At 74.5% G+C, this 19411-nt stretch carries 18 protein-coding genes; 16 read left to right on the top strand and 2 right to left on the bottom strand.

The window, feature by feature from the left end; all coding sequences use genetic code 11:
- Window positions 1–17: 17 nt before the first annotated feature.
- Window positions 18–839, bottom strand: coding sequence for an IclR family transcriptional regulator (locus tag SM611_RS26685; protein ID WP_371952798.1), 822 nt, complete (start codon window positions 837–839; stop codon window positions 18–20).
- A gap of 166 nt (window positions 840–1005) precedes the next feature.
- Between SM611_RS26685 and SM611_RS26680 the strand changes: the two genes are divergently transcribed.
- From SM611_RS26680 to SM611_RS26610, 15 genes are all read left to right on the top strand, one after another.
- Window positions 1006–2259 (top strand): flavin reductase, encoded by a 1254-nt coding sequence (locus SM611_RS26680; protein WP_371952797.1) that lies wholly within the window; start codon window positions 1006–1008, stop codon window positions 2257–2259.
- 20 nt (window positions 2260–2279) lie between these two features.
- The gene (locus tag SM611_RS26675; RefSeq protein WP_371952796.1) at window positions 2280–3566 is read left to right on the top strand and encodes an acyl-CoA dehydrogenase family protein; all 1287 of its coding nucleotides are present in this window, start codon (window positions 2280–2282) and stop codon (window positions 3564–3566) included.
- A complete protein-coding gene (locus SM611_RS26670; protein ID WP_371952794.1) occupies window positions 3563–5011 on the top strand; it encodes an aldehyde dehydrogenase family protein in 1449 nt (482 codons plus the stop codon). The genes SM611_RS26675 and SM611_RS26670 overlap by 4 nt, the downstream gene beginning before the upstream one ends.
- Window positions 5011–6147: an FAD-dependent oxidoreductase gene (locus tag SM611_RS26665; protein ID WP_371952792.1), complete on the top strand. Its 1137-nt coding sequence runs from the start codon at window positions 5011–5013 to the stop codon at window positions 6145–6147. Before SM611_RS26670 ends, SM611_RS26665 begins: the two co-directional genes overlap by 1 nt.
- Before the next feature lie 44 nt (window positions 6148–6191).
- Entirely contained in the window at window positions 6192–7616 is a 1425-nt protein-coding gene (locus SM611_RS26660; protein WP_371952790.1) for an aldehyde dehydrogenase family protein, read from the top strand.
- Window positions 7617–7768: 152 nt separating this feature from the next.
- A complete protein-coding gene (locus SM611_RS26655; RefSeq protein ID WP_371952789.1) occupies window positions 7769–8749 on the top strand; it encodes an alpha/beta fold hydrolase in 981 nt (326 codons plus the stop codon).
- A 134-nt stretch (window positions 8750–8883) separates the two neighbouring features.
- On the top strand, window positions 8884–10518 hold the full coding sequence (locus tag SM611_RS26650; protein WP_371952787.1) for a nitrilase-related carbon-nitrogen hydrolase: 1635 nt from the start codon (window positions 8884–8886) through the stop codon (window positions 10516–10518).
- Between the two features lie 14 nt (window positions 10519–10532).
- Window positions 10533–11336 carry an oxidoreductase gene (locus SM611_RS26645; RefSeq protein WP_371952785.1) on the top strand — a complete coding sequence of 268 codons (804 nt, stop codon included), beginning with the start codon at window positions 10533–10535 and terminating at the stop codon, window positions 11334–11336.
- An 8-nt stretch (window positions 11337–11344) separates the two neighbouring features.
- Window positions 11345–12274 carry an alpha/beta hydrolase family protein gene (locus tag SM611_RS26640; RefSeq protein WP_371952783.1) on the top strand — a complete coding sequence of 310 codons (930 nt, stop codon included), beginning with the start codon at window positions 11345–11347 and terminating at the stop codon, window positions 12272–12274.
- Between the two features lie 9 nt (window positions 12275–12283).
- Window positions 12284–13438, top strand: a complete 1155-nt coding sequence (locus SM611_RS26635) for an aromatic ring-hydroxylating dioxygenase subunit alpha (protein WP_371952781.1) — start codon at window positions 12284–12286, stop codon at window positions 13436–13438.
- Between the two features lie 4 nt (window positions 13439–13442).
- Window positions 13443–14186 (top strand): hypothetical protein, encoded by a 744-nt coding sequence (locus SM611_RS26630; RefSeq protein ID WP_371952779.1) that lies wholly within the window; start codon window positions 13443–13445, stop codon window positions 14184–14186.
- Window positions 14179–15126 carry a hypothetical protein gene (locus SM611_RS26625; RefSeq protein ID WP_371952777.1) on the top strand — a complete coding sequence of 316 codons (948 nt, stop codon included), beginning with the start codon at window positions 14179–14181 and terminating at the stop codon, window positions 15124–15126. The genes SM611_RS26630 and SM611_RS26625 overlap by 8 nt, the downstream gene beginning before the upstream one ends.
- Window positions 15123–15899 carry an SDR family oxidoreductase gene (locus SM611_RS26620; RefSeq protein ID WP_371952775.1) on the top strand — a complete coding sequence of 259 codons (777 nt, stop codon included), beginning with the start codon at window positions 15123–15125 and terminating at the stop codon, window positions 15897–15899. The genes SM611_RS26625 and SM611_RS26620 overlap by 4 nt, the downstream gene beginning before the upstream one ends.
- Window positions 15900–15954: 55 nt before the next feature.
- Window positions 15955–16578 (top strand): hypothetical protein, encoded by a 624-nt coding sequence (locus SM611_RS26615; protein ID WP_371952773.1) that lies wholly within the window; start codon window positions 15955–15957, stop codon window positions 16576–16578.
- Entirely contained in the window at window positions 16575–17318 is a 744-nt protein-coding gene (locus SM611_RS26610) for a maleate cis-trans isomerase family protein (RefSeq protein ID WP_371952772.1), read from the top strand. The genes SM611_RS26615 and SM611_RS26610 overlap by 4 nt, the downstream gene beginning before the upstream one ends.
- A 27-nt stretch (window positions 17319–17345) precedes the next feature.
- On the opposite strand, the gene SM611_RS26605 is transcribed toward SM611_RS26610, so the two are convergent.
- A complete protein-coding gene (locus tag SM611_RS26605; RefSeq protein WP_371952770.1) occupies window positions 17346–18437 on the bottom strand; it encodes an AI-2E family transporter in 1092 nt (363 codons plus the stop codon).
- Between the two features lie 65 nt (window positions 18438–18502).
- On the opposite strand from SM611_RS26605, the gene SM611_RS26600 reads away from it, so the two are divergent.
- Window positions 18503–19354 carry a DUF72 domain-containing protein gene (locus SM611_RS26600; RefSeq protein WP_371952768.1) on the top strand — a complete coding sequence of 284 codons (852 nt, stop codon included), beginning with the start codon at window positions 18503–18505 and terminating at the stop codon, window positions 19352–19354.
- Window positions 19355–19411: the final 57 nt, after the last annotated feature.

Below are 19411 nucleotides of genomic sequence, written 5' to 3'. Positions count from 1 at the left end.
GCCGGCGGCCCGCTCCGTCAGCCGCCGTGGCCGAGCTGGCCGGAGACGCGCGCCGCGGACTCCACCAGCGGCGGGGCGCACTCGGCCATCCGCGGCTTGAACCGGCCCAGCGGGCCCGCCACGCTGAGCGCCGCGATGACCCGGCCGTCGTGGTCGAAGATCGGCGCGGCGATCGAGGCCGTCCCCTCCTGGCGCTCGCCCTGCGACGAGGCGTACCCGCGCTTGCGGATCGCCGCCAGGTCCTTGCGCAGCCGGTCCTCGTCGACGATGGTCCGCTCGGTCAGCGCTTCGAGGGGGTGCCGGGCGAGCAGCCCGGCGACCTCGGTCTCGTCCAGGAAGGCGAGGATCACCTTGGACGAGCTGCCCGCGTGCAGCGGGTAGGGGATGCCGAGGGCGACCTCCACCCGCAGCTCGTGCGGAGGGACGGCCTGGTCGACGTACAGCCGGGTGTCGCCGCGGCGGATCGACAGGGTGGCGGTCTCCCCCAGCTGCTGGGCGAGCCGCCGCAGCTCGGGCGCGGCGAGGGCGCGCAGGTCCATGCGGGAGAGGTAGGCGCGGCCGAGCGCGATGGCGGCGTGCCCGAGGGCGTACCGGCGGGTCACCGCGTCGACGGTGATGAGGTCGCGGCTGCGCAGCGCGGTCAGGATGCGGTGCACGGCGGCCTTGGTCAGCCCGAGTTCCGTGGCGATCTCGGTCACCCCGAGGTCGGGCCGCCCGCTGCGGCCGAACAGCAGCAGGACGTCCATCGCGCGCTCGACGGCGGCGATCGACCGGCTCTGCCCCTCGCCCTCCTCGGCGGGGGACGCTGGGGCGCTCGAAGAGGTCGCACTGCGCGACACGGCGGTTCCTTCCGACGGGGCGGGCACAGCCGCAGTCTAGGCCATCCCGTTTCCCTTACGGAAACGCTCGTCACCGCTTCGGGGCGTTGACACCCGCTCCGCCTGCTCGTTACCGTCGGCGTGACAGTGTTTCGGGCAGGGAAACGAAAGGCACGATGCCGTGACGGTGGACGCGCAGACCTTCCGTGCGGTGCTGGGCCAGTGGCCGACCGGTGTCGCGGTGGTGACCACCGTCTCCGACACCGGCTGGCATGGGATGACGGCCGGCTCGTTCGGCAGCGTCAGCCTCGACCCGCCGCTGGTCATGGTCTGCCTCGCACGGCACATCTACACCCACGAGCTGGTCGAGCGCAGCGGCGTCTTCGCGGTCAGCGTCCTCGGCAAGGACCAGGCCGCCATCGGCCACCGGTTCGCGGGCCGCGAACCCGGCGACCGGTTCGCCCGCGGCTCCTGGAGCGCCGCGCCGACCGGCGCGCCCGTGCTCGGCGAGGCCGTCGCCTGGCTCGACTGCCGGGTCGTGCACGCCTACCCGGGCGGCGACCACACGATCTTCGTCGGCGAGGTGCTGGCCGCCCGGACGCCCCGCCGCACCACGCCGCTGCTGTTCCACTCCCGCGCCTGGGGCCAGCTCGCCGACCCGCTGCCCGACCAGGTGACCATCGCCGACACCGGGCTCGCCGCCGCGCTGCACCGCCGGCTCAGCGCGTCCGGCACCGCCCCCGCCCGCGTCACGCGGAGCGGCGTCGCGCGGCTGCTGGAGTCGGTCCGCGCCGCGGGCGTCCGCGTCCGGACCCCCTTCCCGCCGGCCCGCACGCCGGGCGGGGCACCGGACGAGACGGCGCCGCAGGCGTGGTCGATCCTCGTCGAGGACGCGGCGTGCCTGGCGGAGATACCGCGCGGGTCCGGCATCATCGCCGAGATCGCGGACGGCCCGGACGCCCGGCGGCTGATCGAGGGGGCCCGCGAGCGGGACCTGACCGTCATCGGACGGGTCGGCGACGTCTTCGCCCCCGCCCGGCAGCGGGACGTCCTCGACGCCGTCGACCGGATGGCCGCCGCCGGGTGCGCCGAGATCGCGCTCGACGAGGGCCCCGAGGCCGCGTCCCCGCTGCTGGTCCGCAACCTGCTCCAGGAGGCGGTGGCCCGCGCGCGGCCGGTGCCCCTGCGGGTGCGGCTCCGGGAGGCGTACGGGCTCGGCCTCGCGAACGCGCTGACCGCGATGAAGAGCGGCGTGCGGAGCTTCGACGTGACGCTCGGCGGCGTCGACGGCGGCCTGTGCGCGGAGGACGTGCTGTTCCTGGCCGCCCGGCTCGACGTCGCCACCCCGATCGACCGGGCCGCCCTGGTGGCCGCCGCCGCAGACCTGGAGGCCGTCTGGGGGTCGGCCCTTCCGGGCCGCACCTACCGGGCCGCGTCCTGACCAGCTGAAGGGATCCATCGATGACACAGCCGACGACCCAGCCGACGGGCGCACGGCTCGTCGAGTCCATGAGCGCCGCCGAGCGCGAGCGGGCCGAACGCGTGGAGGCGGTGCTGCCGGCGCTGCGCGAGGCCGCGGCCGCCGCCGACGCCGCGGGCGAGTTCCCGGCCGGGCACGTGGCGCTGCTGCGCGACGCGGGCCTGCTCGGCCTGGTGGTGCCGGCCGAGTACGGCGGCCTCGGCGGCGGACTGCGCGACCTGGCCGCCGCCACCTACGCGATGGGCGCCGCCTGCCCGTCCACGGCGCTGTCGTTCTTCTTCCACAACACCAGCGCCTCGCGCGGCCTGCTGCCGCTGGAGGCGATCGAGGCCGGCCTGTTCGACGGGGACGACGAGTGCAAGCCCGTGCGGGCGTTCGCCGAGAAGGTGCTGACCCGGATGGCCGCCGGCACCTGGATGGCCAACTTCGCCAGCGAGGAGGTGAAGTCGTCCAGCGCCAACATCGCGATCGCCACCACCGCGACCCCGGCCGAGGGCGGCTGGCTCCTCAACGGGGTGAAGTCGTTCGGCTGCGCCACCGGGGTCGCCGACACCTACCTGGTGACGGCCCGGCTGGACGGCACGGCGAACGCCGACGGGCTGGCGCTGTTCCTGGTGCCGCGCGAGGCGCCCGGCGTCGTGTCCCGCGCCCCCTGGAACGGGCTCGGCATGCGGGCGTCCAACAACCACGGGGTGACGCTCACCGACGTGTTCATCCCGGCGGAGGAGGCCCTCACCGTCCCCGGCGCGTTCGTGCGGATGCTGCAGGTGAGCCGGGGCAGCTTCGTGGGCAACCAGCTCGCCATCGCGGCCTGCTACCTGGGCGCGACGCAGAACGTGTACGACTTCGCCATGGAGCGGCTCACCCGCAGGACGTTCGCCGACTCGGGCCGGCCGATCGCGTCCTCGCCGATGCACCAGGTGATCATCGGCGACATGACCGAGCGGCTGGAGACGGCCTACCTGTGGATCCGCCGGCAGCTGGAGCTGGAGACCTCCGAGCCGCCGCTGCGGCCGAAGGCCGATGTGTACCGGCAGTGGCGGATCGCCAAGGGCGACATCACCGAGGCGTGCTTCCAGGTCGCGCTCGGCGCGTTCAAGGCGTGCGGCACGTCCGCCGCCACGATGGACGGGGTCATCGGCCGGACGCTGCGCGACCTCGCGATGGGCCTGGTGATGACGTTCCCGGCGGAGCGGGGCAGGCTGGAGGCCGCCCAGGTCCTCACCGAGAGCAAGGAGAACGAGTTGTTCGCGAGCGTCGTGAAGTGACCCGGTCCCACCGCGACCTGGTCGGCGGGGACTGGGCGGAGACGCCCGGCGGCGGTCCCGTCCTGGAGGACCCGGCGACCGGCGAGGAGATCGGGCCCGCCGGCGTCACCGGCGAGGAGCGGCTGGAGCGCGCCCTCGCCGGGGCCGCCGCGGACGCGGACGGCTGGGCGGCGCGCCCGGCCGCCGAGCGCGCCGCCCTGCTCGACGAGGTCGCCGCCGCGCTCGAACCGGTGACCGCGGAGATCGCGGCCCTGGAGGCGGCGGCCACCGGCGTCCCGATCCGGCAGGCGGTCCCGCTCGGCATGATCGTGTCGGGCTCGTTCCGGCTGGCCGCCGAGCAGCTGCGCGGCGGGCTGGACGCCGCGTTCACCCGCGACGACGGCCGCGCCGTCGAGGTGCGGCGGCTGCCGTGGGGCCCGGCGCTGTGCCTGGTCCCGTGGAACGCGCCCGCCCCGATGGCGGCGCACAAGGTCGCCAACGCGCTCGCCGCCGGCTGCCCCGCGATCCTCAAGCCCAGCGAGTACGCGCCGCGCGGAAGCCAGCGGTTCGCCGAGGTCGTGGCGGGGGTGCTCGCCGGGCGCGGCGTTCCCGGCGGGGTGTTCCAGCTCGTCCACGGCGACGGCGGCACCGGCGCGCGGCTGACCGGCGATCCCCGGGTCCGCGCGGTGTCGTTCACCGGCGGCGCGGCCGGCGGCCGGTCGGTCGCCGCCGCGTGCGCGGCCGGGATCAAGCCGGTGCAGCTGGAACTGGGCGGCAGCAACCCCCTCGTCGTGATGCCGGACGCCGACCCCGGGCGGGCCGCGCGCGCCGCCGTCGACCTGCTCACCACGCTCAACGGGCAGTGGTGCCGCGCGCTCGGCCGGCTCATCGTGCCGGCGGCCCTCCAGGACGCGCTGCTGGACGCCATCGGCGAACGGCTCGCGGCCCTGCGCGCCGGCCCGCCGCTGGACGAGGACACCGACTTCGGGCCGCTCGTCCACTCCCGCCACCGCGACCTCGTCGCGGCGCAGCGGGACGCGCTCGGCGGACGCCTGGTCTCCACCACCACGGTGCCGGACCACGGCAACTACCTGGCTCCCGCGCTCGTCACGGGGGTGGACCCCGGCGACGCCACCGAGGAGATCTTCGGGCCGGTCGCCACCGTCCACCCGTACCGGACGCTGGACGAGGCCGTGGCGCTGGCGAACGGCACCGCCTACGGGCTCGAAGGGTACGTCGCCGGCACCGACGAGGACGCGGCCCTGGCCGTGGCCCGGCGCGTCCGGGCCGGCGAGGTCAAGGTCAACGGGTCGAGCGTGATGAGCCTGCACCTGTTCACGCCCCGTCCCGCGTGGGGGGCGTCCGGGCTGGGCGAGGAGGGCACGGCGGAGACGCTGCGGTTCTTCACCAACCCGCGCGTCGTCGGCGTGGAGGACGGGTTCGCCCTGCACTCCCGGGAGGGCTGATGGCACGGGTGCTGGTCGCCGGGGCGGGCCCGGTGGGGCTGACCGCGGCGCTGACCCTCGCGCGCCGCGGCGTTCCGGTCACCGTCCTGGAGGCGGAGCCGGGGCTGGCCGCCGAGTCGCGCGCCTCCACGTTCCATCCGCCGTCCCTGGAGATGCTCCACGAGCTGGGCGTGCTGGACGCGCTGCTGGAGCGCGGCCTCGTCTCCCGGACGTTCCAGTACCGGGAGCGGCGCGGCGGCGTCATCGCCGAGCTGGACCTGTCCGTCCTGTCCGGCGACACGCCGTACCCGTTCCGCGTGCAGTGCGAGCAGAGCAAGCTGACCCCGATCCTGCGCGAGCACCTGCTGGCCGCGGGCGGCGAGGTGCGGTTCGGCGCCGCCGTGCGGGCGGTCCTCCCCCACGCGGGCGGCGTCGAGGCGGCGACGGCGGACGGGCGCTTCCGGGGCGACTGGCTGATCGGCGCGGACGGCGCCGGGTCGGCGGTGCGGCGGTCGCTCGGCATCGGATTCGAGGGCATGACCTACCCGGAGCGGTTCCTGGTCGCCTCCACCCGCACCGACGTCGAGAGCCTGCTGCCCGGCATCGCCGCCGTGAACTACGTCTTCGACCCCGACGAGTGGCTGGTGCTGCTGCGCACCCCCGACCACTGGCGGGTGCTGTTCCCGACCCCCGAGGGCACGCCCGACGACCGCGAGCTGGCGCGGCTGCCCGACCGGCTGCGCGGCGTCGCCGACACCTCCTGGGACGTCGCGCACGCCAGCCTGTACCGCGTCCACCAGCGCGTCGCCGCGACGTTCCGGACCGGGCGCGTGCTGCTGGCCGGGGACGCCGCGCACGTCAACAACCCGCTCGGCGGCATGGGCATGAACAGCGGCATCCACGACGCCGTCCGGCTGGCGGGCGCGCTCGCCGGCGTCCTGGAGGGGGGCCCGGAGGCGGCGCTCGACGCGGCCGCGGCGGCGCGCCGCGACACCGCGCTGTCGTTCGTGCAGCGGGTGACCCACGCCAACTGGGAGCGCATGCGCGACCCGGCCGGGTACCACGACGAGCTGCGCAGGCTGGCGGACGATCAGGCGGAGGCGCGGCGGTACCTGCTGGGCACGTCGATGATCGCCTCGCTGCGGGACGTCGCCTGATGCCCGGCCAAGGGGTGCCCGGCGAAAGGGCGCCCGGTGACGGCGTGCCCGGTGCCATCGTCCGGGAGAACCCGGCGCGACTCGGCGAGATCGTCGGACGGGTCCCGGTGGCGGGCGCGGCGGAGGTGGACCGGGCCGTCCGCGAGGCGGAGGCGGAGCAGCGCGCGTGGCGGGAGCGGCCCGCGGCCGAGCGGGCGGACGTCCTGCGCGAGGCCGCCGACGCCGTCGACGCGATGCCCGGCACGGCCGTGCTGCTGGCGCGCGAGTCCGGCAAGCCGCTCGCCGACTGCGCCGGCGAGCTGCGGTTCGCCGCCGCCTACTTGCGCTGGGTCGCCGAGCGGGCGCCGGCCGCGCTCGCCGACCGGGAGACCGACGACGCGGCCGGGCGGCTCCTCCTGCGGCACCGCCCGTACGGGGTGGTCGCGGCCGTCACGCCGTGGAACGCCCCGGTCATCCTCGCCCTGCTGAAAGTGGGTCCGGCGCTCGCGGCCGGCAACGCGGTGGTGGTCAAGCCGTCGCCGCTCGCGCCGCTGGCGGTCACCCGGGTGCTGGCGGCCTTCCCGCCCGGGCTCGTCCAGGTGGTGCACGGCGGCGCGGCGACGGGCCGGGCGCTGGTCGGCCACTCCCGCGTGCACCGGGTCGCGTTCACCGGCGGGGCCGAGGCGGGGCGCGCGATCGGGGCGGCCGCCGCCGAGGCGATCACCCCCGTCCTGCTGGAGCTGGGCGGCAACGACCCGGTCGTCCTGCTGGACGACGCGGACCTCACCGACGAGGCGATGGACCGCCTCGTCATGGCGTCCTTCGCCACCGCCGGCCAGGTGTGCATGGCCGCCAAGCGCCTGTACGCGCCGCGGTCCCGGCTGCCCGAGATCCGGGACGCCTACCTGGCGGCGGCCGAGCGCGTCCTCGTGCTCGGCGACCCCCTGGACGAGGGCACCACCGTCGGCCCGGTCATCTCCGCGGACGCGGCCGAGAGGGTGCGGGGCCTGGTCGCCGGCTCGGTGGCGCGCGGCGGCTCCGTCGTCGAGCTGGGCGCGGTCCGCGCCGACATGGGGCGCGGCCACTTCGTCCGCCCGGCCCTGGTCATGGACGTCGCCGACGACGCGCCGATCGTGGCCGCGGAGCAGTTCGGCCCGGTGGTGCCGCTGCTGGCCTACGACGGCGAGGACGAGGTCCTGGCCCGCGCCAACGCCGGCGACCTCGGCCTCGGCGCCTCGGTCTGGTCCGCCGACGAGGACCGCGCGTTCGCGTTCGCCCGCCGGTTCGACGCCGGCTTCACGTTCGTGAACACCCACAACCGCACCGGGATGGCGGCGCGGGCGCCGTTCGGCGGGGTGAAGCGCAGCGGGCACGGCCGCGAGTACGGCGTCGAGGGCCTGCTGGAGTACGCGCAGGTCTGCGCGATCCACGCGCCCGCCGCGTTCCGCGCGGGTGGTGCCGGCATGGGCGCGGGCGCCTACCCGGGCTGACGCCGCCGCCCCGCTCGCCTCCGCCGTTACCCAATCGCCGCACCGGGCCCATTGCCCTCACCTCCGGCGCGGTGCTTAATGAGGATGGCATATTGGAAACTCTGTTTCGCTCAGAGAAACGGAGTGGTCCCCTCGTCCCCCTCGGAGGCAGCATGCGCACGGTCCGTGCCGTCCGTTCCCTGACCGGAGCCACCGGCGCCGCACTCGCCCTCACCCTCGCCGGCCCCCTGTCCCCCGCCCACGCCGCCGTCACCCGCGTCCAGACCACCGTCGAGATCCGCTGCGCGTTCACGACCCTGAACCAGGGCGCCGACTGGTACTTCCCGTCGGGCACGCCCAAGGGCCTCGTGTGGCTGCAGCACGGCTTCGCCCGCTCCAACGCCAACGTCGCCGACCTCGCGTCCAGGTACGCCGCCGCCGGCTACCTGGTGTTCGCCCCGGCCCTGCCCACCGCGAACATCTTGGGCTGCACGCTGCAGAACATCGGCAACAACACCGACTTCCTCGGCAACGTCGCCGACCTCTTCGCCAAGATGGACGACCCGTCCGACAAACTCGGCCGCAGTTTCACCAGGGCCAAGACCAAGGCGGGACGGACCGGCCTCGCCCTGCCCGGCTCCCTGGTCTTCTCCGGGCACTCGGCGGGCGGCGAGGCCGTCAGCTACGTCGCCGGGCGGCTCCGCACCGACAGCGCGGCGGCCTGGGCGAAGTTGCGCGGCCTGGTGCTGCTGGACCCGGTGAAGTCGTTCATCGGCGACAACCTCGACACCGGGCTGGAGGCGGTGGACGGGACCGGCCGCGTGATCCGCACGATCTCCGGCCCGGACGGCGTGTGCAACAACAGCGGCAGCGGCACCGACGCGGTCCAGTCCGACGTGCACGCGCCGTTCGTCGGCGTGCGGCTGACGACCGGCGCGCACACCGACGCCGAGGGCGCCAGTACCGACAGCGTCGGGACCCTCGCCTGCGGCACCCCGAACGCCGAGAACGTCGCGACGCTCCAGACGTTCGCGGTCGCCTGGGCCACCGACGCCTTCACCGGCACGCAGACCGCCGCGTACCTGCCCGGCGGCTCCTACTACCAGTCCCAGCTGGCCGGCGGCAGGATCGAGACCCTGGCCGGCGCGTCCTGACCGTCCCCCGCCCGCCGGACCGGCGGGCGGGGCCCGGCCGACGTGAAGTTTCTTCGCGGCGGCTCTGGCGGCGGGACGGCCGCGCTTGTAAGATTTTTGGAAACAGCGTTTCGCTATGGGAACCGGGAGGCCCGATGGGTCCGGTCCGGGTGGCCGCCGTCCAGTTCGCGGCGGGCCTCGATGCGTCCGGCAACCTCGCCACCTGCCTGCGCTTGGTGGATCAGGCGTGCGCCCAGGGTGCGAGCATCATCGTTCTGCCGGAGTTCTGCAACCGCCTGTCCTGGTACGAGGACCGCGCGTCCGCCGAGCGGCACGCCTGCACGCCGGACGGCCCGTTCCTCACGGCGATCGCCGCCCGTGCCGCCGCGCACCGCGTGCACATCAAGACCAACGTCACACTGGCCGGCGGCGACGGGCGGATCACCGTCAGCAGCCTGCTCTACGGCCCGGACGGCACGCTGCTCGGCCGGTCCGACAAGCTGACGCTGATGGGCGCCGAGGGCGACCACCTCGACCCGGGCACCGCCGCCGGACCCGTCATCGACACCCCGCACGGCCGCCTCGGCATGTACGCCTGCATGGAGGGCGTCACCAGCGACGTCCCCCGCGACCTGGCGGTCCGCGGCGCGCAGGTGCTGCTCAACAGCCTCAACTCGTTCGCCACCGACGAGGCGAGCCTGCACGTCCCCGTACGCGCGGCCGAGAACAAGGTGTGGGTGGTGGCGGCCAACAAGGTCGGCCCGCTGCTGCCCGCCGTCCTCCTCCCCGCGATCGCCGGACGGCTGGGCGTGCCGCCGGAACTCCTCGACGGCGCCGGCGAGAGCCAGATCGTCGCGCCGGACGGGACGGTCGTGGCGAAGGGCCCGCGCACCGGCGAGGCCGTCGTCGTCGCCGACATCGACCCCTCGCTCGCCGACGCCAAGACCCGCCCGGACGGGACCGACCTGTTCGCGTCCCGCAGGCCGCGGCTCTACGCGCCGATCGTCCGGCCGCCCCGCCCCCGCGAGGCGCCGCCCGGCGAGGAGAAAGTGGACGCGGCCGTCGTCCGGTCCCCCGAGCTCGTCCGCCAGGCCGCGCGGGCGGGCGCGGAGCTGATCGTCCTGCCGGAACTGGCGTTCGGCGCCGAGGCCGACCCCGGCGAGGTCGCCGCGGAGCTGGCCGGCGCCCTCCAGGGCACGACCGCGCACGCGGTGACGAGCGTCCGCGCGGGCTCCGCGCACGCCGCCTACCTGGTGAACGCCGGCGGCCTGGCCGGAGTCCAGCCGCAACTGCACGCCAGCGCGCGGCACTCGGGCTGGGCCACCGAGTACGGCGACCGGCTCGAGGTCTTCACCCTCCCGTGGGGCCGGCTCGCGCTCGTCACCGGCGACGACGCCCTCTACCCCGAGGTCTTCCGGCTGGCCGCCGTCGCCGACGCCGACGCCGTCGCGGTGCCCTTCACCCCGGCGGAGGACTGGGAGACGGCGCTCGGCCTGCCCGAGCGCGCCGCCGAGAACCGGCTGAACGTCGTCGCCTCCGGGCCGGACGGCGGCCTGGTCCTCGCGCTCCCCGCCGACTTCACCCTGTGGACGGCCTGGCAGGGCCCGTTCGAGGGACGCATCAGCCACCCCCTGGTCACCCGGGCGACCGAGCCGGTCACCGTGGCGGCCGTCCACCCCGCCCAGGCCGTCAACCGGCTCGTGTCCAAGAACACCGACCTGGTCGGCGGGCGCCCCGCGCACGCGGTCGCCGCGCTGGCCGACGACGCACCGAGCGGAGCAACCCGTTGAAGGAGACCCCGCAGTTGAAGGAAACGCTGCAGCATGTCGAGCAGATGGTGGACGAGTCCCCCGTCGTCGACGTGACCGAGACCTTCGAGCGGTTCGGGACGATCCTGACCGGGCTGAAGGCGAAGATCGACGCCCGGTTCGAGGTGGCCCGCGACCCGTCCACCGAGGCCCTGGAGACCTACGGGAACCCGCCGCAGAGCCCCGGCGGCAGCCTGGCCGCCTACAGCGGTCCGGAGATCGACTGGATGGTCCACTCCTGGCTCGGGAACCCGACGGCGGGCTTCGCCAACCTGCACCTGACGGTGTGGCTCGGCCCGCACATCCGGGTGCCGCACCTGGGCATCGCGCTGCTGGTCTGGCCGGAGGGCTGGTTCTACGTCGACTCGATCCCCCGCACCAACCTCCTCGTCGACGGCGCGTACTACGACGCCTACTACGAGCCGCTCAACGAGGACTGGCTCGCGGTCCGCGAGGCGAACCCGCAGCTGGAGTGGTTCACCAGCCGCGCCGGGTTCATCCGGGCGAGCCTGTCCCCCACCGCGCACTGCCACTCCTTCCCCCGCGAGGACAAGAACGTCGACCTCGTGGAGCGGCTGCTGAACGAGCACGTGGACCGCTGGCTCGGCTGGGTCGACGAGGCGCCGCCCGTCCCCGCCGAGGAGCGGGCGGCGCTCGCCGCCACCGACCTCGCGACCCGGCGCAACATCGCCGAACGCGACCCCGCGAACGTGATGGGCGTCCGGTTCTTCGGGCAGGAGACCACCGACCGGCTCGTCCGGGCGCTGTGGGGCGGGGACCGAGAGCTGCCGCGCCCATGAGCACCCCCATGGACGTGCGGTCCCTGTGGTGGTCGGCGGACACCGGCGGCCCCGCCCCGTTCGGCACCGCGCACCTCAAGGTCTACTACCCGGCCCGCGCCGAGGGCACCGACGCCGAGCGGCTGTCCGGGGTGATCCCGCCCGACCCGCGGGACGCCCCCTACCCGGTGGTCGTGTTCTGCTCCGGCGTGAACGTCGAGCAGGCCGTCTACCGGGACCTGGCGGCCGGCATCGCCGCCGCCGGGTTCGTCGTCGTGACGTTCGACCGGGTGGCGGAGCTGTTCGGCGGCCAGTACGGGCTGACGCCGGGCGTCGACCTGGACGCGGCCCGCCCGGACGCCTACGGCACCCGCGCGACCTGCCCCGCCATCCCCGCCGTGCTGGACGCGCTGACCGGGATCGACCTGCTCAAGGACGTGCTCGACCTGGACAGGATCGCGCTCGGCGGGCACTCGGCGGGCGGCACGGTCGTGCTCCAGTCGGCGCGGTTCGTCCCCGGCGTCCGGGCCTGCTTCGCCTACGGGACGCACACCATGGTCGCGACCATGCTGGGCTGGCCCGCCGGGACCGTCCTGCCCGCCCAGGTCGACTGCCCGGTGCTGCTGGGCGTCGGCACCGAGGACGGCGTGATCATGGGGAGTTCGGACCGGTACGGGCAGGACGGCCCCTCCGACGCGGTTGTCCGGACGTTCGACGAGGCGCTGCGCGACCCCCGCGACCTGCTCGCCGTCGTGCGGGGCGCCAACCACTTCGCCGTCGCGGACCCGGTCGACCCGACCGCCGCCCGCGCCTTCCTCGACCGGCGGCCCGCGGCCGACCCGGCCGAGTCCCGCCGCGCCTTCACCGGCCTGGCCACCGCGTTCCTGCGCGCCCACGTGCGCGGGGAGGACGTGGTCCCGTCCGCCGACCCGGCGCTCATCGACCTCCGGCGCCGATAGGAGCCAGCCATGCTCAAGAACTTCTGGTACGCGGTCGAGTTCGCGAACGCGGTCACCCGCGCCCCCAAGCGCGTGACCTGCCTGGGCCAGGACTTCGTCCTCTACCGCAAGCGGGACGGCACGGTGGTGTGCCTGTCCGACCTGTGCGTGCACCGCGGCGCCGCGCTGTCGGAGGGCACGCTGGTCGGCGACAAGATCGCCTGCCCGTACCACGGCTGGGAGTACGAGCCGGACGGCGCGTGCAGCAAGATCCCGGCGAACCCGGAGGGGCGCGGCATCCCGAAGCGGGCCCGCGTCGACTCCTATCCCATCCGGGAGGAGTACGGGCTGATCTGGGCGTTCCTCGGCGACCTGCCGGAGGACGAGCGCCCGCCCATCCCGCACTTCCCCGAGCACGACGACCCGTCCTTCGCCTGCGTGTACGTCGAGATGGTCATCGAGGCCAACTACGAGCGGACGTTCGAGAACGTCGTGGACGCCGCGCACACGCCGTTCGTGCACGGCACCCGGTTCGGCAACCCGGACAAGCCGCAGATCCCCGACTACGAGATCGTCCAGGACGACTGGTCGGCGATCGCCGACATCAGCCTCAGCCCGCCGCCCGCGCGGGGCCTGTGGAAGCGGCTGTACAAGGAGAAGCCGGAGGAGGTGCTGACCACCAACGGCTGGTACCTGCCCAACATCGTGAAGCTGCACGTCCGGCTGCCGTTCGGGGACATGGTGCTCTACGACCACAACATCCCCCTCGACCGGAACCGCACCCTCGTCAAGATCGTCGGATACCGGAACTTCTTCACCGGCAAGTGGGCGGACCGCGACGCGCGCAAGCGGATCCGCGGCATCCTGCTGCAGGACAAGCCGGTGGTGGAGAGCCAGCGCCCCGAGCTGCTGCCCTACGACCTCCCCGACGAGCTGCACCTGCGCAGCGACGCGCTCCAGGTCGCCTACCGGCGGCGCCGCCAGCAGCTGATGGCGGACGGCTGGTGGGTCGGCGACGACGAGCAGATGCCCGTCAACGGCAAGCGCGGCAGCGCCACCGTCATCCCCTCCCCGGCCCGCCGGGAGAACCCGGAGCTGGCCCGCGCGTGGCAGCACCGCGCCCGCGGCGGCACCCCGATGCCCGCCCCGAAGAAAGCCGCCGACGGCGGCACGGAAAAGGAGTGAGCGAGTGAGCGCGTCGCCGCCCAAGGCACTGAACGACCGGACGATGGCCGCCCTGGCGGACGTCGAGGAGCTGACGACGGTCCGGGAGAAGGACCTCGTGAGCCCGATGTCCCCGGACCCGGTCGGCACGCTGCGCGTCCTGCGCGGCGAGCGGATCGCGAAGGTCGTCTGCATCGGGCTGACCGTGGAGCAGATCGGCATGGACAGCCACATGATCTTCGCCTTCACCGGCGCGGACTCGGCCGTCCCGCACTTCACCCTCGACTCGGTCCAGGCGGGCGGGTACCTCGCCTACCACATCGACCTCGTGCCGCGCGCCGACCTGGGCGCGCACCTGGAGTACGTCAACGCGGTCTACCAGCCGCTGACGCCGGCGTTCGAGGAGGTGCGGGAGCGGTTCGGGCCGTCCACGGCCGCGATCGGCCCCCGGCAGCACGCCATGATGTCGCCCTGGATGCTCGTCAACCGGGCCGACGAGGAGCACTTCCAGCAGATCGGCGCCTACCTCGACCGGTACTTCGAGCACTGGCGCGAAGTGCTGGTGAAGGGCGTCCCCGACGACGTCCGGGCCACGCTCGCCGGCACCGACCTGGCCGTCCGCGACGCCCGCAACCGCGCCGCCCTGTTCAGCCCGGAGGTCGACCCGGTGTGGGCGAACGTCGCCCGCCTGGTCGGCGACGAGCAGGCCGAGGAACTGCGCCGCGAGCTGCTGTCGAACGACCTGGCGGGTGCGGCGGCCGATGGCTGAGCCGAGCGAGTGGCAGAGCCGCATCGAGGGCGAGTGGCACGGCCGCCCGTCGCTGTTCGACGCGACCGGCGCCTGGCAGGGCTTCGAGGACATCCGCCGGTCGTCGGTCTTCGAGGACGGCGCCACCACCTACTACATGGACGGCGGCCTGGAGGGCGGCGGCCCGCTGGCCGGGCGGTTCCGGCTCGGCGCGCCGTTCGCGTTCGGGGTCGTCGACTCCGACAGCGACCGCGTCTACACCGGGCCCGACTTCCACGGGACCGGGCAGCCGTACGGGGGGTTCGTCGACGCGCACTACTACGGGCCGGGATGGCAGGTGGACCTCAACACCTGGAACCACGTCCTGCCCGACGGCGAGACGCAGGTGTACTCGTCCACCCTCTACCAGGGCTGGGCGCTCGTCGGCTGCTTCAACGGCGTCTACAAGCGCACCACCGACTACGACACCGACGCCGGGACGCGGGAGACGATCGACCGGCACCTGGCGGAGGAGACGCGGAACGGCCCGGTCCCGTTCATCCTGCCGACCAAGCGGCGCGGCGCCTACAGCGGCACGTGCGAGCTGTGGGGCGCCGACCAGAAGCCGGCCGGCGAGGTCACCGTGTCCGTCGAGCTGGAGCCGATCGACCTGCTGCGCACCCGCCGGCACGTCACCTGGACCGGCGCCCTCGACCGCGGCTACACCGTCGAGGCGAGGCGGGACGGGTTCCGCTCCTTCTTCGAGGGGCCCGACGCGTGGGGCAACTCCCAGGCGTTCGGGCGGGCCGACTACCCCAGCGTCCACTTCACCGACGTGTGGAAGCTGAAGGGCCGCGAGTTCATGATCGACGCGACGCCGGGGATGTCGGCCGGCGAGACGCTGGCCGTGGTGTACGAACTGTTCCGGGGCGGGGTGCTGAACTGCGTCCTGCACGGCGTGCTCACCTGGGAGGCCGCGTGACGGGCCGGGCGGTCGTCGTCACCGGCGGGACGCGCGGGATCGGGCTCGGGCTCGCCCGCGAACTGCTCGCCCGGGACGTCCGGGTCGCGATCTGCGGCCGCTCGCGCGAGTCGGTCGACACGGCGCTCGCCGACCTCGGCGACGGCGCCGTCGGGACGGTCTGCGACATGGCCGACCGCGAGCAGGTGCAGGCGCTGTGGGACACGGCCGCGAAGGCGTTCGGGCGGATCGACCACTGGGTCAACAACGCCGGCGTCTCCACCTCCCGCCGCCCGCTCACCGAACTGCCGCCCGAGCAGCTCGAAACGGTCGTGACCGCCAACCTGCTCGGCGTGATGCACGGCAGCGCCGTCGCGGTCCGCGAGATGACCGCGCAGGGCGGCGGCACCGTGTGGAACATGGCCGGTCTCGGCAGCGACGGCCGGACCGTCCCCGGGCTGATCGCCTACGGGGCGACCAAGCGCGGCACCGACTACCTCACGTCCGGGCTGGCCAAGGAGGTCAAGGACGGCCCGGTCACGGTCGCGCACCTGTCGCCGGGCATGGTCGTCACCGACCTGCTCCTGCGCGACTACTCCCCCGACGAGCTGGCCAAGGCGAAGAAGGTCTTCAACATCCTGGCCGACCGGGTCGAGACGGTGACGCCCTGGCTGGCCGACCGGATCCTGGCCGGGACGAAGAACGGCGGCACGGTCGCCTGGCTCACCACACCCAAGATCATGGGACGGTTCCTGCTCGGCACCGTCCGCAAGCGCGATTTGTTCGGCGCCTGACCATGGGCGAAGCGAACCGGGGGGCGTGGGGGTCGTCCCCCCACAAGGAGCACCCATGAGCGAGTACCCGATCGCCCTGGCCGTCGAGGACTTCGTCCCGGTGGCGCTCACCGCGGCCGGGGTGGCCCTGCTGCGGCACAAGCACCCGCTGGTCCCCGCCGCGGCGGTCCTCGTCGTGGCGGGCGGGTTCGCCAAGGCGACCTGGAAGCTGATCGTCGCGCTCGACGGCCCGGACCTGCGCTGGCTGCACGAGGCGCTGTTCCCGCTGCTGGCCGCCGGTTTCACGCTGCTGGTGTTCGCGCTGGCGCGGGAGCTGCGCCGGCCGGGCCATCCCGTGGCGCTCGCCGTCCCGCTCGCCGCGGCGCTGGCGGCCTCGGCCGCCCTGCGCGACACCTGGCCCGCGATGGTGTGGACGATCATCGCGGTGACCGGTGCGGGCGCCCTGCTGCTGCGGGCGGCCGCGCGGGCGGGCGACCGGCTCGGCGCGTCGCTCTTCGGCCTCTGGCTGGCCGGACAGTACCTGCTCGGCCCGATGGCGGCGCGGGCCGAGCAGTCCATATCCCTGCAGTGGGTGGAGCAGTCCTGCAACACCTTCGCCCAGGCGGCGTTCGCGTACGCCGCCTGGCGGCTCGCCACCGCGGCGAACCGGACACCTGAGGCGGAAAGGGCGGCGGCATGACGGACGCACTCGGTTGGCGGCGCAAGTTCGGCGTGATCGCGCCGTCCACCAACACCATCGTCGAACCCGACTTCTACCGGATGGGCGTCCCGGGCGTGACGTCCCACTTCTCCCGCATCCACATCCGCGACCAGAACATGGACGGCGACGCGGGCATGGAGCGGCTCCTGGAGCAGATCCGCGACGAGATCGGCGCGGCCTGCGAGCGCGTCATGACCTGCGAGCCCGACTACATGGTGATGGGCATGTCCGCCGAGACGTTCTGGGGCGGTGTGGAGGGAAACAAGCAGTTCGTCAAGCAGATCCACGACATCACCGGGCTGCGGGTGGCGACCGGCGCCGAGGCGTGCGAGCGGGCGCTGAAGCTGTTCGGGGCGCGGCGGATCGGCGTCGTCACCCCGTACCAGCCGGTGGGCGACGCGAACGTCGAGCGGTTCTTCACCGAGATCGGCTTCGAGGTCGACCGGATCATCGGGCTGAAATGCCCGACCGCAGTGTCGATCGCGCACGTCACCGAGGCGGAGCTGCGGGACGCGCTGCGGGAGCTGGCGGCGGGCGAGGTCGACGCGCTGGTCCAGTGCGGCACCAACCTGTCGATGGTCGCGGCGGCGGACGAGGCCGAGCGCTGGCTCGGCCTGCCGGTCATCGCCATCAACGCGGCCACCTGGTGGATGGCCCTGCGCGACAACGGCATCGACGACAAGGTCCACGGCGCCGGCACCCTCCTGCGCGAGCACTGACGAGGCGCCGGGCCCGCCAACGGCCCGCTAACGCTCCGGCGCGGCCGGGGAGACCGCCGGGGCCACCGCCGGGGGCGGGTCGTCGGCGGACAGCACGGACGCGACGCGGTACGCGACCGCGACGACGGGCACGGCGATGATCGCGCCCGCGATGCCCGCGAGCAGCGACCCCGCCGTGACCGAGACGACGACCACGACCGGGTGCAGGTTCAGCGTCCGGCCCATGATCAGCGGTTGCAGGAGGTGGCTCTCCGCCTGCTGGACGGCGATCACGGCGCCGAGCACGAGCAGCGCGTCGGTCAGCCCGCCGCTGACGAACGCGATGATCACGGCGGCGGCGCCGGCGACGACCGCCCCCACGAACGGGATGAACGCGGCGACGAACGTCAGCAGGGTCAGCGGCAGCGCGAACGGCACCCCGATCAGCACCAGGGCGAGGCCGATGCCCGCCGCGTCCACCAGGGCGATCAGCACGATGCCGTGCACGTAGGAGACCAGTGCCCCCCACCCGGCCCGCCCGGCCGCGTCGATCTTCGCGCGGCGGCGCGCGGGGACCAGCCGCATGATCCAGTCCCACATTCCCGGGCCGTCCTTCAGCATGAAGAACAGCAGGAACAGGGACAGCAGGGTGGCCGCGGCCACCTCGGCGGCGACGCTGGCTCCGGTCATCGGGTCGGGCGAGGCCCGCCGCGCGGCCTTGATCAACCCGTCGATCGTGTCGTCCAGCTGCCGCTCGCTGATCGGCAGGGGGCCGTTGACGATCCGGTCGCGGGCCCGGTGCAGCCCGGCGCTCAGCCCGTGGCTCATCTCCCGCCACTGCCCGGCGACCTGGTCGCCCGCGAGCGCGAGCGCGCCCGCGATCGCGAGGAGCAGCGTCAGCAGCCCGGAGAGCGCCGCCGCCCAGGCGGGCGCCCGGAGCCGCCGCACCAGCCGGGCCACCGGCGCCACCAGCGCGGTCAGCAGCAGCGCCGCCACGACCGCCATCGTCAGCGCCATCACCTTGAACAGGAGGTAGACCACCAGCCAGACGGCCCCGGCGACGAGCAGCAGGCAGGCCGCGACCGCCGCGGCGCTGCGCAGCGCGGACGGGACGGCGTCGAATCCCCTGCGGTCGGTCATCGCGCCGCTCGTACCCGGACGTCCGCGAGGCAACCGCCCCGCGGCGTCCGATAGCGTCGGGCGGCATGCGGGTGCATGTGGGGTGCGCGATGTGGGCCCACGTCCGGTGGCAGGGCCGGTTCCTGCCGCCCTCGCTGCCTCCGGGCGAGCGGCTGCGGGCCTACGCGAGCTGGTGCGACGCGGTGGAGGGCAACACGACCTTCTACGCGACGCCGGCGCGGAGCGCGGTGGAGTCGTGGGCGGAGCAGACCCCACCGGACTTCCGGTTCGTCGTGAAGCTGCCCAAGACGATCACCCATGAGCGGCGGCTCGCGGGCTCCGGCGCGGACCTGCGGTCGTTCCTGCGGGCGATGGAGCCGCTGGAGTCGCGGGCGCACGCGCTCTGGGTGCAGCTGCCGGGCTCGTTCGGCCCCGGCGACCTCGGGACCCTGGCCGGGTTCCTGCGCGGGCTCCCCGCCGCGCACCGGTACGCCGTCGAGGTGCGCCACCGGGCGTTCTTCGAGGACGCGGGGGCCGCGCGCGACCTGGAGCGGGTGCTCGTCCAGGCGGGCGCGGAGTGGGTCCCGTTCGACACGACCGCGTTCTTCCGGGACCGGCCGTCCAGCGACGCCGAGCGGGACGCGTGGACGAAGAAGCCGCGCGTGCCGCGCCGGTCCGCGGCGCTCACCGAGCGTCCGATCGTCCGCTATCTGGGGCGGGACGACGCCGGGCGCACCGTCGAGGGCTGGCGGTTCTGGGTGGAGAAGGCCGCCGAGTGGGTGCGCGAGGGGCGGTCGCCCACGGTGTTCATCCACACGCCGGACAACGCGGACGCGCTCCCCCTGGCCCGCCGCTTCCACGACGAGGTGCGGGCCATGGCGCCGGAGGTCGAGCCGCTGCCGGAGCCGGTCCCGGCCGAACCGCCCACCCTGTTCTAGGGCCGGGTCCTCTCGTGCCGGCGGTCGGGGCCGGGACGTTCGGCCCTGGGCCCCGGC

It is taken from the genome of Actinomadura monticuli, from assembly GCF_041463655.1.
Classification (GTDB): Bacteria; Actinomycetota; Actinomycetes; order Streptosporangiales; family Streptosporangiaceae; genus Spirillospora; species Spirillospora monticuli.
Note: the sequence above shows the minus strand (reverse complement) of the source record. Positions and strands in the feature narration are given on the sequence as shown.

Coding starts and splice junctions, on each gene's coding strand:
- SM611_RS26625 (WP_371952777.1), top strand. CDS start 14,179: ATGGCTGAGCCGAGCGAGTGGCAGAGCCGCATCGAGGGCGAGTGGCAC.
- SM611_RS26610 (WP_371952772.1), top strand. CDS start 16,575: ATGACGGACGCACTCGGTTGGCGGCGCAAGTTCGGCGTGATCGCGCCG.
- SM611_RS26650 (WP_371952787.1), top strand. CDS start 8,884: ATGGGTCCGGTCCGGGTGGCCGCCGTCCAGTTCGCGGCGGGCCTCGAT.
- SM611_RS26635 (WP_371952781.1), top strand. CDS start 12,284: ATGCTCAAGAACTTCTGGTACGCGGTCGAGTTCGCGAACGCGGTCACC.
- SM611_RS26665 (WP_371952792.1), top strand. CDS start 5,011: ATGGCACGGGTGCTGGTCGCCGGGGCGGGCCCGGTGGGGCTGACCGCG.
- SM611_RS26640 (WP_371952783.1), top strand. CDS start 11,345: ATGGACGTGCGGTCCCTGTGGTGGTCGGCGGACACCGGCGGCCCCGCC.
- SM611_RS26600 (WP_371952768.1), top strand. CDS start 18,503: ATGCGGGTGCATGTGGGGTGCGCGATGTGGGCCCACGTCCGGTGGCAG.
- SM611_RS26615 (WP_371952773.1), top strand. CDS start 15,955: ATGAGCGAGTACCCGATCGCCCTGGCCGTCGAGGACTTCGTCCCGGTG.
- SM611_RS26655 (WP_371952789.1), top strand. CDS start 7,769: ATGCGCACGGTCCGTGCCGTCCGTTCCCTGACCGGAGCCACCGGCGCC.
- SM611_RS26675 (WP_371952796.1), top strand. CDS start 2,280: ATGACACAGCCGACGACCCAGCCGACGGGCGCACGGCTCGTCGAGTCC.
- SM611_RS26605 (WP_371952770.1), bottom strand. CDS start 18,437: ATGACCGACCGCAGGGGATTCGACGCCGTCCCGTCCGCGCTGCGCAGC.